6 protein-coding genes are annotated in these 15,293 nt (G+C 51.9%); 3 read left to right on the top strand and 3 right to left on the bottom strand.

The features are described 5' to 3' along the window. Positions 1-41: 41 nt before the first annotated feature. A complete protein-coding gene (locus CRO74_RS14520) occupies positions 42-1,043 on the bottom strand; it encodes a bifunctional heptose 7-phosphate kinase/heptose 1-phosphate adenyltransferase (protein ID WP_097126756.1) in 1,002 nt (333 codons plus the stop codon). 150 nt (positions 1,044-1,193) lie between these two features. Between CRO74_RS14520 and CRO74_RS14515 the strand changes: the two genes are divergently transcribed. Continuing rightward, entirely contained in the window at positions 1,194-4,847 is a 3,654-nt protein-coding gene (locus tag CRO74_RS14515; protein WP_097126755.1) for a M12 family metallo-peptidase, read from the top strand. A gap of 10 nt (positions 4,848-4,857) precedes the next feature. Here the strand turns inward: CRO74_RS14515 and CRO74_RS14510 are convergent, their stop codons facing one another. Both CRO74_RS14510 and CRO74_RS14505 read right to left on the bottom strand, forming a co-directional pair. After that, entirely contained in the window at positions 4,858-6,378 is a 1,521-nt protein-coding gene (locus CRO74_RS14510) for an NADH-quinone oxidoreductase subunit N (RefSeq protein WP_097126754.1), read from the bottom strand. Positions 6,379-6,540: 162 nt separating this feature from the next. Continuing rightward, on the bottom strand, positions 6,541-7,356 hold the full coding sequence (locus CRO74_RS14505) for a TerC family protein (RefSeq protein ID WP_097127109.1): 816 nt from the start codon (positions 7,354-7,356) through the stop codon (positions 6,541-6,543). 372 nt (positions 7,357-7,728) lie between these two features. Between CRO74_RS14505 and CRO74_RS14500 the strand changes: the two genes are divergently transcribed. Together CRO74_RS14500 and tamL are read left to right on the top strand one after the other, a co-directional pair. After that, positions 7,729-12,807 carry a translocation/assembly module TamB domain-containing protein gene (locus tag CRO74_RS14500; RefSeq protein WP_097126753.1) on the top strand — a complete coding sequence of 1,693 codons (5,079 nt, stop codon included), beginning with the start codon at positions 7,729-7,731 and terminating at the stop codon, positions 12,805-12,807. Between the two features lie 6 nt (positions 12,808-12,813). Beyond that, a complete protein-coding gene (gene tamL / locus CRO74_RS14495) occupies positions 12,814-15,240 on the top strand; it encodes a translocation and assembly module lipoprotein TamL (protein ID WP_097126752.1) in 2,427 nt (808 codons plus the stop codon). The last annotated feature ends 53 nt before the right edge of the window (positions 15,241-15,293 follow it).

Here is a 15,293-nt window from a genome sequence, read left to right as displayed (position 1 = left end):
AATGTGTAGCTATCCGGACTAAAGTCCAGAGGTACGTTTCCTTACAAACTTTCCTTCGCTTCCTGCTTCAATTGTCCCTTATCAATAGGCACTACGCCCACCGATTCGCAAACCAGGCCTCCGCCCAGATTCGACAAACCGGCTATAATGTGGGGTGGTTGTTTCAACGCCACACAACAGGCGGCTATACTAATAACGGTGTCGCCCGCGCCGGATACATCGGCAATTTTCCGGATATGAGCCGGTAATTTCAGCCGTTCCCCTTTGTAATCAATATAAGCGCCCCGCTCCGAGAGGGTAATAAGAGCACCTTTCAAATTCAGGGTTTCTTTCAACTGGTTGACGACCGCCCGGAACTCCTCCGGCTTATCAATATCAAAATCTACTTTCAGGCCTTCCCGCAGTTCTTTCAGATTTGGCTTGAATAAGGTCGTGTTCTGGTACGAGAGAAAGTTCCGTTTCTTGGGGTCAACAACCGTTGGCACCCCCTTATCGTTGGCAAAATTTGTGATTTCGGCGATGGCTTCTTTGCTCAGAACGCCTTTATCGTAATCTTCAAAAATAACGACATGGCAGGTTGGGATCAGCTCTTTCGCTTTGTCAATCAGTTGCGCCCGCTCGTCGGCGGTAATGTATTTATCAGTTTCCGTATCCACCCGAACCACCTGTTGTGAACCAGCAATGATGCGTTCTTTAATGGTCGTGATCCGGTCTGTGCTGCGAATGAGGCCGTCGCAGTTGAGGCCCCGGTTGCAGAGCTCCTGTTCGAGCTGATCGCCCGGTGCATCGGTACCGATAATGGAGCAAATGATAGCTTCGGCCCCCAATGCCTGCACGTTCAGCAACACATTCCCGGCTCCACCCAGACGCAGTTCGCGCCGATCGACGGTTACGACGGGAACCGGTGCTTCGGGCGAAATCCGCTCAACGCGCCCCCACACGTAGGAATCAAGCATCACATCGCCAACAATCAACACGCGGAGTTTATCGAACTGATCGAACAGTTCATCAATAGACATATCTAAGACACCAACCGGACTCATACTCACCACACAGCTTGTTTCAGGACACAAAGAAACGAAAACTATTGATTTGCTACCATTTGATCAATCAACCGGCTTACACTTTAGGAATGTCCGTATGAATAGGTTACATTTCGTTCATCTCTCCATTTCCACACCAAATAGATTTGTATGCAACAGCCCTTTACGGCAATTACGGCATTATGCCTGTTATTACTTTCCGGCTGTTTGCTAGCGCAGGCACCGGACCCTCGTTTTGGTTGCAAAACGGATGACACTCAGCTCAGCCCGGCTATTATACAAATGATGCAGACACTGGGGCGGTCATCGAAGCAAGGGCAACGACAGGCCACTCAGCGTTTGGAGTGTCGTATAGCCATTGACGTAGACAATGATCTTTATCGGGCGTTCGGGGGTGATGCGGCCGAAATCAAGCGGTACGTCTACCAAACCATTGCGGAGTCCTCGGCAGTTTTCGAGCGCGATCTGAACATCAAATTAGTTGTCACGTACATCAAAATCTGGGACTCTCCGGACCCATATACCCGTAAAAACGACATTGGCATTCACCTGGCCGATATGGCCCAGTGGTGGCGACAAAACCAAAAATCAATACCGCGCGATTTTCTCATTGGCTATTCTGCCAAGACCGATCCAGTCGCTTCGGGTATTGCGTATTTAGCGTCTAATGGCTTTTCGGAGGCCGCCGTTATTGGGTATAACTTACCCGGCGCTACCGACCGTATTCCGACAATTACCCACGAGATTGGCCATATGATGGGATCACCCCATACCCATAGCTGCAGCTGGCCCGGTGGCCCGATCGATTTCTGTGGAAAAGCGGAAGGCAGTTGCTATACCGGCCCACAAATGGCCCGCATTGGCACCGTTATGAGTTACTGCCACACCGTAACGGGTGGCAAGCAGGAGACCAGTTTTCATCCGCTCTGTATCGAACTTATGCGCCGGAACGCCGAGATAGCCCTGGCCGGCAAAGCTGTCAGTCAACTCCCCGATGTACCAACGGGCGTTACAGTTAGCTCTGCCACCCGGCCAGACCCCTACCTCGAATGGACCCCAGCCAAATTTGCGGAACAATACAGAATACAGCTTGCTTCATCAGCCGATTTCAGCACAGGTATGGCACTCGATGCCATCGTCATTTACCCGATGCTTCAGGCAGAGAATCTTATACCGGGGGTATCCTACTTTTGGCGTGTAAAAGCCCGGAACAGCATCGGCGAAAGCAGTTGGTCGGTTTCCGGTCAGATAATTATTACCAACAGCTCAACGCTACGGCCACCGGCGCTACAACAACCGGAAACAGGCGCGCAGAATGTGGCAAACAACTTGGTAAGCTGGTATCCCGTAGAAGGTGCAACGAGCTACCATGTACAGGCCCATTATAGTCCCGATATGGCCTCTCCTTACCTGAGTAAAACAGTGTCGGCCTCGGTTACCTCCTTTAACTTATCGAGCGACAATAATTTTGGAAATTGCCAAAACAGTTGCTGGATTTACTGGCGCGTAAAAGTCACAAAAGATGGTAAGGAAAGCGATTGGTCGCCCCTTCGTACCTACCGGAGGAAGCCAGAAATAGCTGGTCTTTGGCCCACGCCAACAGGTTCGTCGGCCGTTCTGCATCAATTAAGCGTGCCAATTTCCTGGTACGATTATTCAAACGAAGCAGCCACCTCCCGTATTCAGTTGGCGCGGTCAGCTGATTTTTCCACGTTGGTATTCGACAAGTCACTGATTTATAACCAGCTTGGCGATGCTACGCTACGAAATGGCCTGGTCATCACTGCAGATTCGTTACAACCCAACACCACCTATTATTACCGCGTTAAGGTTAATGCAGCCGGTGCCGAGTCGGACTGGCAGTCAAACTCGTTTCGGACAGGGGGCGATGGCAGGCGCTGGAACTTTGCAAATCCGGCCAATACAAACCTGCCGGCAACGAGTTTAAATCAACTGGCCTTCGACACAACCGGTGCCGCCTGGATGACCACCGGAGGAGGATTGTATCGAAGTACGGAAGGCACTAACTGGGTATCTGTAAACGCCACGAATCCCGTTCTGCCAACGGGGGCGACTGCACTCACATTTAACCGGCAAAACCGGGGGTATGTATTAGCTAACTATGGCATTTATGCCCAGAATGGAACCGGCTGGATTCAGATTCCAAACCCTCCAGGCGTTACTTACCCCTTCGGAACCCTCGCGGCCGGGGATAATAACCTGCTATTCCTGATCACCTATAACACCGTGTACCGGTACGATGGTACGCGCTGGACAACCTATGAAGCACCCGATCTGGTGGCAAGTGGGTCAATTTACGGCGGTGTAGTTGATGCCAGCAATCATCTCTGGATTGGGTATTATGGCAAAGCAGGAATAGGTCATTTCGATGGCAGTCGCTGGGAGGCATTCAGCAACCTGCCTATCGAGAACATGGCTTCCATACTAATCGACCAAATGGGAAAAACAATTTACGCTGGTGGCTATAATGGTATAGTTAAGCTGGCTACAGCGACTAAATCTATCGAATCTATCTCGTCAAAAACCATTACAGGAGCTGATTTTCAGAACTTCCTGCAACTGGGCATTAGTGCCGACAACAACCTGGTCGTCTCTACTTCCACGTCACTCTATCGAAATGATGGCAAAGTCTGGTCGAGTCAACCGGTCATAGCACCCAGTGATTACAACACGGTACTGCGCGTGGGGCCGGACAACCGAATCTGGCTTCTGAACAAGAACCACGGGCTGAGCGTATACGAGCCCCGTACACTAACGTCATCCTTAGCAAAAGCTCTTTATTGCCCCGGCGATACCATACCGGTAGCCTTTACAGCCAACTTCACCCCCAAACCCGGCACTACCTACCGGACAGAACTCTCCGACCCGACGGGGTTGCGGTTTTCCGTTATTAATAGTACGGTGGCGAGCAGTAAGGCCACACTTCGGTTATCTCCATCGCAATTACCCGGTAGCCAGTACAAAGTCAGGCTGGCAGCTACCCAAGGGGGCATAACTGTTTACGGTGATGAAAGTTCTGTTTTTACCGTCAATGCGGCCCCTAAAGCGACTGTTTCACCGGGCAGTGCCGCTTTTTGTGCCGGAACCCCGTTTGCCTTACAAGCTACTACAGACCCGGGGGCCAGCCTCCAATGGCTGATGGATGGCACCCCAGTTAACGGCTCTACCTCCCTGAACTATGCCGTTACTCAATCAGGTACTTATGCGGTAGCGGCAAGTTTAAACGGTTGTCAGAAAACCTCTGCTCCGGTATCACTGACCGTAAAAGAGGGGGTTACCGCTACCGTTACGCCCCAAAGCAGCACCCTAGTTTACGCGCCCTCCACGGTGAGCCTGCTGGCTAATTCAGGAACCGGCTATACATACCAGTGGTACAGAGATGGAACCGCCATTTCGGGCGCTACAAGCTTGAGTTATGCCGCTGATAAAAGTGGTAGTTTCGCGGTGCTGGTTACAGGACCAAACGGCTGCTCGGCTACGGCTGCAGCCGTAACGGTTCGCATCGATATTCTGCTGGCCGTTGATCCGGCCCTGGGTTTAGGCGACTGGCAACTCACCCCAAATCCGGTCGAACGGAGTTGCACGGTATCCTTTAGCGCGAGTGGATCGGGGCCGGTTACACTGCTACTTCTCGATGCAAACGGCCGTACTGTACTCCGCCAGACGGTGCCCCGTGGTCAAACAAAAACAGATCTGGATGTCGGACTCCTGCCAACGGGTACGTACATACTACGGGCGGCAACCGGAGAAAGTGAAAGTCAGAAGCGATTGGTGAAACAGTAGGCAAACTCACTCATCCGTTTGCCAGGAAACGCAGCAGCAGGTCAGGTTTCAGAAATAACAGGATGATGGGTACCACCAGCCCAACCGCCACCCAGACCGCTGTTTTGGGCAAGCGGACCGGACTGTTCTGTTCCGAAGAATCAGGTGCTGTACGGAAAAACAGCAGGAACGGGATTTTGAGGTAATAGACCAGCGAAACCAGGGCATTGAGTAAGCCCAGTCCAAACAACGCCAGCAGCCAGGCATCGCCACGCTGCTGATAAGCGTCATACAAGGCGGAAAACGACAGGAGTTTTGCCGTAAAACCGACCGTTGGCGGTAACCCCGTCAGGGCCAGCATGACGACCGTCAGCGAAACGGCCAGCAACGGTTGCTTAGCCCCCAGACCAGCAAAATTTTTGATCGCGAGTCGGCTTCCGTTGCTTCGGGCCAGCAGATCGATGAGGAAGAAGGCCGACAGCGAAATAAACAGGTAGGTACCAATATAAAATAGCACGGCATTGAAACCGGCTTCGTTGAACGCAACCACGCCCACCAGCAGAAAACCGGCGTGGGCAATGGTCGAATACGCCAGAAGCCGCTTGGCATCCGTTTGCCGCAGGGCCGACAAGTTACCGATCAGAATACCCGCCAGCGCCAATACGGCTAGTGGCGTTTGCAGCACAAGGACAGTCGTACCGAAGCCCGACGCTTCCAGGGGCAGGGCGGTTACCAACCGTAGCAATACCAGCACAGCAGCCGCTTTGGGAGCTACCGAGAAAAAAGCCGCTACCGGCACGGGGGCCGCTTCGTAGGCATCGGGCGTCCAGACGTGAAACGGCACACCCGCCAGTTTGAACAACAAGCCCGCCAGTGTCAACAACATCGCCACGGCAACAACGGCCCCGTCCTGCCGGGCCATCTCAGCTCCGAAGGCTTCAGCGGTCAGGTCAAGGGTGCCGGTCATGCCGTAGAGCAACGACATACCATAGAGCATGACGGCCGAACTGATCGCCCCAAACAGCAAGTATTTAATTCCGCCTTCGGAGGCTTTCCGGTCGGCGGTGAGGGCCGTCAGTAAATAGGAACAGATGGACACCAACTCGATGCTCAGGTAGATACTGAGCATGTTGACAGAGAGGCTCATGAGGAACAATCCGAGCGTCATCGCAATCAGCAGGGAGTACCACTCCAGCGGCAGTTTCGGCCGGTCGATTGCCTGATTGATGGGCAACGTAAAGGCTTCGTAGAGAACGACGCTCACTGCACTCAAGGCAACGATGACCTGAATAAAAATAGCCTGTTGATCCACAAAGAGCAGATGCATGAACAGAAACCCGCGTGTGGGTAATAGCACAGCCCAACCGCCAGCCACCAGCAGCACAGTAACACTTAGTCCAGCCAGGTATAAACGGGCTTTTGGTAAGGCTAGTGATCGAACCAGAATAAGTTCGGCAACTAACACAAAACAAAAAGCTACAGACAGCCATATCTCCGGGCCGAAACCGCCGAGGCTGTTTAAAATGTCGTTTAATTGGTCGGTAAGTGGCAAATCTACTAGTAGTGAAAGTGGTGAGAGTTGGTGGAGTTGGTGAAGTGAAATGGAGTGGAGTGGTGGAGTGAATGAAGTGGTGGAGTGGTACATCCTTTTCCACCTACTACACCCACTTCACTCATTACACTAACTCCACTACTCCACTCTCTTCGCCAAAACCTAAATCATTCCGTCGCGATCGGGCCGACCTTCGTAGCCACGCAGCTTTACAGGCGTCTTCGTTTTGCGTAACCGAATATTCAGGAATTCGACCAACAGCGAGAAGGCAATGGCGAAGTATAAATACCCTTTTGGCACAACGCCTACCTCCTGATCGAAGAAGACCACTTCGGACAGGTGAGCCCCCTCGGCCACGAGCATAAACCCGATCATGATCAGAAAAGCCAGTCCCAGCATTTGTATGGTTGGGTGCTCATTAACGAACGAACCAACGGGTCCTGCAAAAAACATCATGATAACTACCGATAAAATCACAGCGATCATCATGATCGTTACGTTTTGGGTTAGGCCAATGGCCGTCAGGATGGAGTCAATGGAGAAGACAATATTGGTAATGGCTATCTGGGTAACAACGCTGGACACCGTCGCTTTCCCTTTAACCGCTCCTCCTTCTATTTCTTCTTCTTCACCCCCTTCCAGCTTATGGTGAATTTCGGAGGTGGCTTTGTAGAGCAGGAACAATCCCCCCGCAAAGAGAATCAGGCTTTGGCCGGTCAGAGCCGCTTTGAACCAGCCCGCATCAATATGCGTGAAAGGTTTGCTAAGCGATATAACGAACGAAATACCCATTAACAGCGCCAACCGGAAAGCCATAGCCAGCAGTAAGCCGATATTCCGCGCTTTCGGCTGATCATTTCGAGCGAGCTTGTTAGCCGCAATCGAAATGAAGATGATGTTGTCGATACCCAGAACAATTTCAAGGAATGTTAGAGTAAGCAAGCTGATGATGGACTCAGCAGTAAAAAGATCGCTCATATTTGAACAGAGGTGAAAGCCAAAATTACCCCCTGTCATTCAGGTCTGCAACAACTTGTTCAAGAAAGAACGTTGGAACGGACAAAAGGCGGGTAAGCTGGACGGTTGGAAAATTGTCACCAAATGGGACATTAGCAACAAAACAAGGGTTAGCTTCGTATAGTTATACTAAATGCGGAAGACCGGTATTCGTATAGGGGATCAAATTCCCGACAGATACTATACAATTACATAAATAAAAGATATTTATGGACATTTGGTTGCATTAAAACCAGTAGGTAACATATTTACACCTGACTCGTTATAATCGCAGCGATTAGTAATCTGATTCGATCCTAAACCGGTTAGTTACCCGCCAAAACTCAGCGTCTTGTGTCGAAACTGTTTGTTCGTATTTTACTTGGTTTGCTGGCCATCGTGCTGTTACTGGCAGGGTTTGTGGTTATTATTGCTACAACACCCTGGGGACAGCAAACGGTGACCCGGCAGGTAAACTCCTATCTTGCCCAAAAACTTCAATCGCCCTTTCACATTGGGCGTATCCGTTATTCCATTCCTGACTGGATTGAACTGGAAGACGTTTTCTTTAAAACCCCCAAAGGCGATACGCTCCTCAACGGAGGTCGCATGCGCATCGACCTCGATATGTGGGGCTTGCTCAACAACCGCGTTGCCATCAATCAGGTAGAGCTGGAACATATTCGCCTGAATATCAACCGAACACTACCGGACCGTAACGACGGACCGCCATCCTTTAATTTCCAGTACATTCTCGATGCGTTCGACACGGGAAGCGCCCCCGAACCATCCGACACAGTGTCGACTCCGATGGCCATTAACCTGACGGGAATTGCCCTGAAAGATGTACGGATCAAGTATAAAGACGACGTTACCGGGGCCGATGTCAATGCTTATATGGACAGCCTGCGGGCGGGCTTCAGCGCGACGGACGTAAATACCTCGAAATACCATTTGTCGGATGTGAGCGTAAACGGACTTGACGTGTATACCCGATTGTACCAGGGGTTACCAACGCCACCCAGTGCGCCCAGCAAACCCGGCGATACCCTCGATCTGGCTCTGGGAAAGTGGCAGATCAACCGGGCTAAGTGGGACATTCGCGTTGAAACCGCCGATTTCAAAACCAAAGGCAGCGCCGAGCGACTGGCCATGGAATCGGATTACTTTTACCTTGATGGCGAAAAAATAGGCATCAAATCCCTCGACCTGGCCAATGCCGATGTGGCGGCTACCCTGACAAAGCCAACCAAAAAACCGGCCGCTACGTCTCAGCCCACGGCGGCTTCGGCGGTTACGCCCGGCTGGCAGGCCCGGTTAACGAACGTCCGGTTTGCCAACAACCGAATTCGCTACGACGATGAAACCGCCCCACGTCAGAAAACGGGACTTGATTACAGCCATCTCGATCTACAGAACCTGGGTATCGACGGTCGATTCCTCGTTTACGAAGATCTGGGCAAACGGGGTCAGAAGATTAGTGGCCAGTTGCGTAATGGGAAGTTTCGGGCCACCAGTGGCTTCGTTCTTCAGCAACTCGAAGGCAACATTTTATACACCGACACCACCACAACGATTACCAAACTTTACGTGCAAACGCCAACGAGTTTGTTGCGGGATCAGTTGGTGCTTCGGTACGACTCGCTCGGGCAACTGGCAGACCCACGCTTTGCAAAGCGGGTGGCCGTTCGGGTAAACCTGCGCCAGAGCCGATTGTCGGTTGAGGATGTGCTTCAACTGGCACCCTTCCTGGCCGATACACCGCCTTTTGCCGGGAATAAAGGGGGCGTTTTCCGGGCCAACGCTCAGGCAACGGGTACACTGGCCGCGTTGAACCTGCCCCGCCTGGAGTTCGATATGCTTTCCGGAACCCGGATTCGCGCCAGTGGCCGGTTAACCAACGTAACGGACCCCGACCGAATTGGGGTCGACATGGCCATTCAGGATGCTACGACGAATCTGGCCGACATTAACAAACTGGTGCCCAAAGGAACAATCCCTTCGTCCATTGCCCTGCCCCCCTCCTTCAAGTTGACGGGTAAACTCAAAGGCGCTCTCAACGACCTCGTTCTGGATGCGAAATTGAACACCGCCTGGGGTACCGCCGGGTTCGATGGCCGACTTGCCGGGTTCGTAGCGGGTAAAAACCAGACGTACAAAGGCACGCTGAACCTGAACGATTTCGATGCAGGCAAGTGGCTTAAACAAACGGGCACAGTTGGAAAAATCACCGGACGCGCTACGGTCGACGGGCGTGGTATCGACGTAAATACGCTGACCACCCGCTTCGATCTGGCCATACAATCGGCCGACCTGAACGGATACCGCTACCAGAATCTCGACGCTGAAGGTCGGCTGGCCAATGGTAATCTAAACCTGGTGGGTGCTCTTAAAGATCCAAACGCCAACGTAGCACTCGACATTAAGGCCAGTTTGAAAGGTGATTTTCCGAGCGTAGCGGGTCAGACAGTCATAAACGAACTGAATCTTCAACAATTAAAACTGTATAAAGACCCGCTGTCGCTGAAAGGAAAGATCAACCTCGATATGACCTCCACCGACCCGGCGAAACCCGTTGGTACTGTTTCGGCGAGTGATGCGGTTATTAGTCTGAACGGCAAAAGCTACCCAGTCGATTCGCTCTACGCCAAACTGGGCGTCGATGGTACTACCAAAAACGTAGTAGCCCGGCTACCGGGTGCTCAACTCCGACTGAACGGCCAGTTCGAATATGCACAGTTGTATGATATCATTGCCGGAGAGATCAGCCAATACATTGCCCTGCCTTCGCTGACATATAAGCGGATTCCGCCCCCTCATGCCTTTACACTGGCGATGAAAGCCTACCAGAATCCATTGTTTCAGGCCTTTGTCCCGGCCCTAACCCGCATGGATACGGTTCGATTCAACGCCTATCTTGATAACACTCAAGATACGACTTTATCGGCCACCCTGCGAACCGGTGTTGTCGTGTACGACACGACCACCTTACAGGGCAGTACACTGGCCATACGGGGGGCTAACAATCAGCTGAAAGTAGATGGGCGTATCGACGGCGTACTCTATGAGGGTATTACAATTCGGCAGACGGATATCAACGGGATTGCGGCCAATAATCGCTTCCGATTCTCGGTTATCAATAAAGACTCCATCAATCAGGATTTGCACGGCCTTGCGGGAACGCTCACCGTGATTGACTCCACCTATCGATTCCAGTTTGCGCCTAACGGACTGCTGACCAATTATCAACGCTGGCAAACAGATACGTCCGGCTTTGCCCAGTACGGCAGCAATGGCGTATTAATTAACCGGCTACGTATCGAAACCGAACAGCAGTCGCTTGAAATCAGTAGTACGGAGCAGTACAGCAATGCGCCCATCCGCGTTACCGCCCGCGCCATTGAACTGGGCAATCTGGCCCGGCTGGCCAATCAGGATACCACGCTGGCCAGCGGACAGCTCAATGGAACAGTGATCGTGCGCGATTACATGAGCCAGGATAGTAAGCTGGCCTTTACGGGCTCCGTTTACGTCGATAGCCTGAAGGTGATGAGCAAACCCATTGGCAACCTCACGGCCCGCTTCCGCAACGATGCCGACGGACGCATTGGCGTAAATACCGCTCTGGCGGGGCCTTACAACGATGCCACCGTTACTGGCTTTTATAATCCCGAAAATGCCAAACAAGCGCTCGATCTGGCCATTAAGCTGAATCGACTGGATGCCCGCACCATCGAAGCGTTCAGCTTTGGCGAACTGCGGCAGGCAAAGGGGCAGCTTACGGGTGAATTCACCGTTGCCGGGGCGGTCGATAATCCGCAGATGAGCGGTAGTGTCGCTTTCGATTCCGTGGGCTTCAACATCAAGCAACTTAATGCAACCTATAATATAGATAACGAGAAACTGGCTTTTTCGGGGCAGACCATCACACTGAGCGACTTCAACCTGCGCGATGAACAGGGCCGAACACTCACGACCGACGGTACCGTTGTGCTCAAAAACCTGCCGGATGCCGCGTACAACCTGCGCGTTCGGGCCGACCATTTCCAGGTGCTCAACGCAAGCCGGAAAGACAACGATTACGCCTATGGACAGGCCGCCGTAACCACCGATCTCCGGATTAAGGGAGCAGGCTCCAATGCGTCTGTCAATGGAACCGTCCGGCTGGAAGATGGCAGTAAAATAGCTATGGTGCTGCCCGATGATGCAGCCGGTGCTAACGAAGCCAACGAGATTGTAACCTTCATTAACCACAGCGATTCGCTGGCGCTGGTCAAGTATTTATACAAGCCGAAACCGGATACCCTGGGGCCGCGGCTGGCGTTTGAGCAGTTGAGCAACTCTACCATTTCGGTCGATCTGGAAGCCGACGAAAAATCGGAACTAACGATTGTGGTGGATGAACTGAACGGCGATTACCTCCGCGCTCGGGGCAACGCCCGGCTCAACGTGGGTGTTACGGCCTCCGGCGAAGTAACTGTGCTAGGCCGGTACGAAGTGACCGAAGGCGAATACTCGCTCACCTACCAAGTGCTGAAACGACAGTTTGAACTTCAGAAAGGCGGGTATATCAACTTCACCGGCGATCCGCTCAAAGCCGACATTAACATGACGGCCGTCTACAAAGTATCGGCTCCTCCCTCAGATCTGATCGGCAGTGAGTCGAACGCACTCGATGCAGCTTCCCTCAAGCGTAAGCTTCCATTTGAAGTCGACCTGACCATCAGCGACAACCTGGCCGCTCCCAAACTGAGTTTCGACATTCGGGCTCCGGAGATAGAAAACAACAGCGCAGGATCGGACAACTCCCTCGCTACAAGCGTTGAAACAAAGCTTCGAACGCTCCGCCAGGACCCCGCCCAGATCAACAAACAAGTATTTGCCCTGTTGATCCTGAATCGTTTCCTGCCCGAAAACTCGTCTGACTTCTTCTCGGGATCAGATAACGGTGGCCTGAACACCCAGGCCGAGAACATTGCCCGAAGCAGCGTTAGTAAACTCATTTCAGATCAGTTGGGCAGGTTAGCATCGGGGGTCTTGAAAGGCTTCGATGTCGACTTTAACTTACTCTCCCAGGCGGGCAGCGCCAACACGGGCGGCACCACCAACGGCAGCCGAACGGATTTGAACGTTGGCCTCTCGAAGAGTTTTCTGTCGGGTCGGGTAACCGTTTCGGTAGGGAAAAACTTTGTGCTGGATAACTCGGCCAACGCGGCTGTCCCCAGCCAGAACCAGGTCTTCGACAACATATCGGCTAACTACAACATTACCCGCGATGGTCGTTATGTACTACGGGCGTACCGTCGCAATGACTACCAGGCCGTACTGGATGGCTACATTATTGAAACGGGAGTTGGGTTCATTATTTCAATGGATTTCAACACACTATCCGAAATTTTCCGAAAGTCGTCGCCCGGCGCATCGCTGAATTAACTCGTTATGACATTCTTATCAACCATAAAATCAAGCTTCCACATCTTTTCCCCTTCAACAGGGCAACGGGCAACAACCGGTTGGCGTCGCCCATCGGCGGTACTTTTGATTCCGGTTTCTATCTGGCTGCTTAGTGGCTGTAACATTGCCAAACACTTACCAGCCAATGAGCGGTTATACATGGGCACAGATGTAAATATCCATGCCGACTCCACCATTTCTTCGACCGAGCAGGCTGGTCTGAAAACTCAGTTGGAAGAACAGGGACGGCCCCGGCCCAATAAACAGCTGTTCGGCTATCCGTATAAGGTAGGTTTCTATTACTTATTTGGCGAGCCCAAAAAGCCGAACGGTTTTCGGTCCTGGTTTCGCCGGAAGTTCGGACAGGAGCCCGTACTGGCCAGTGCCAAAGCTATTTCGTCTAACATTCCTGTTTTTAAGGCAACCCTGCAAAACCAGGGCTATTTTGGATCCGATGCTACGGGTAAGATTGTTGAAGATGGCTACAAAGCACGGGGCGTTTACGATGTTAACGTGAAAGAGCGGTTTTTTATCGACTCCACCGGTTTCCTGACCGACTCGACTCCCGTCCGGAAAGCATTACTAGCTTCGGCGCGCCGAACGGTCATCAAAAAAGGAAGCCCGTATCTGTTCGAGAACATCAAGCTGGAACGCGAGCGCATCAGCCAGTTCATCAAGCAGCGCGGTTTCTATTATTTCCTGCCCGATTACATTGCCGTCATTGCCGACAACGATACGGCGCGGCACCGAACGAAACTTTATTTTGCCATTAAGCCCGAAATGCCCGAAGCCGCTGGCGTACCCTATTTTATTCGTGACGTATTTATTTACTCAAATTATAATTTGTCGACGGCCCGAAATGACACCAACCGGCGACAGGCTTTCCAAACGAACGAGCAGTTCCAGGTGATCGACTCTACCCGCCGATTCGACAATAAATTGTTTCGGGATATTGTCACTGTGCGGCCAGGCCAGCGCTACAATAGCCGTATGCAGGACCTTACCCTATCCCGGTTCATCAATGTAGGCGCGTTTAAATTCGTCCGAAACCGGTTCGAGCCCGATCAACAGGGCGACACTGCCGTGCTGGACGTTCATTATTACCTGACCCCTTCTCCGCCCAAATCTGTACGAGCCGAGCTGGATGGTACGTCACGTTCCAACAACTTCAACGGTACGCAGCTCACGTTGAGCTGGCGGAACCGCAATGCGCTGCGTCGGGCCGAATTACTAACCATCAATCTCAACGCCGGGATTGAATTTCAAATAGCGTCCGCGGGGGAAGGGATTACCAATTACCGGTTTGGGGCCGACGCTACGCTGAGCTTCCCCCGCCTGGTATCTCCCTATCGGTTTAAGTACGACCAGCGACAGGCTTTACCGAAAACAAACATTACCGTCGGTTATCAAACCATTATTCGGGGAGACTTATACCGGATCAATTCCGCGCAGACAACGTTTGGCTATGCCTGGCGTCAGAGCCAGCAGATTGAACACGTCTTTCAGCCGTTTAACATTAACTATGTATATGTACCGCAACCTTCGCTAAATAGCCGGGTTTACCAGATACTTGAAGATACCCTTGTGAGCCCTCTTGTCAAGCAGCAGTATATAAACACCGTTTTCCGTTCCGACCAGCTTATTCTCAGTTCACTCTATACGTTTAACTTTAATTCGCCTGTTCGTTCGCTTTCGCCAACCTCGTTTCGAATAACCGCTAATATCGAAGCAGCGGGTAACTTGGCAAGTCTTTTCTTTAAAAAGCCGCTTGAAAACGATGACCGCAGCGGCATTTTTGGTGTTCCCTACGCTCAATATCTTCGGTTCGATATTGACGGTCGGTTGTATCGCAAGCTAACCCCGAAAATAACTTGGGCCAACCGCCTTTTCGCTGGTCTTGGTATCACTTATGGCAACTCCAAAGGCTTTCAACTACCCTTCGTAAAGCAATATTTTGTGGGTGGTAGTAACAGTATTCGGGCTTTCCGGCCAAGGGCAATCGGACCAGGGCTGTTCACCCGCGATACCATCCGGAACCTGCCTCTATTTCAGGATGGCGGTGGCGATATTCGACTGGAAGCGAATACAGAAATACGGGCAAAACTCAACAAGTACCTTGAAGGAGCTGTTTTCGTCGATGCAGGTAATGTGTGGACTTATGCCAACACCGATGTCTTTGGGGAGGGGGCTCAATTCTCAAAAACATTTTATAAACAGATCGCCGTGGGTGCGGGTGTCGGCATCCGGCTTGACTTATCTTACTTTCTGGTGCGGCTCGATGTGGCCGCCCCACTTCGCAAACCTTACCAAACGGAAGGCAGCGAATGGGTCATTGACAAGATGGCCTTTGGTAGCCCAACCTGGCGAAAGGAAAATCTGGTCTTCAACATCGGCGTTGGCTACCCGTTTTGATTTACGTAGCGCGGTTCTTCAGCCCGCGTAGCCGAAGGCTAAAAATTTAGGGT

Source organism: Spirosoma fluviale (assembly GCF_900230225.1).
Taxonomy (GTDB): Bacteria; Bacteroidota; Bacteroidia; order Cytophagales; family Spirosomataceae; genus Spirosoma; species Spirosoma fluviale.
Note: the sequence above shows the minus strand (reverse complement) of the source record. Positions and strands in the feature narration are given on the sequence as shown.

Coding starts and splice junctions, on each gene's coding strand:
- CRO74_RS14520 (WP_097126756.1), bottom strand. CDS start 1,043: ATGAGTCCGGTTGGTGTCTTAGATATGTCTATTGATGAACTGTTCGAT.
- CRO74_RS14515 (WP_097126755.1), top strand. CDS start 1,194: ATGCAACAGCCCTTTACGGCAATTACGGCATTATGCCTGTTATTACTT.
- CRO74_RS14505 (WP_097127109.1), bottom strand. CDS start 7,356: ATGAGCGATCTTTTTACTGCTGAGTCCATCATCAGCTTGCTTACTCTA.
- tamL (WP_097126752.1), top strand. CDS start 12,814: ATGACATTCTTATCAACCATAAAATCAAGCTTCCACATCTTTTCCCCT.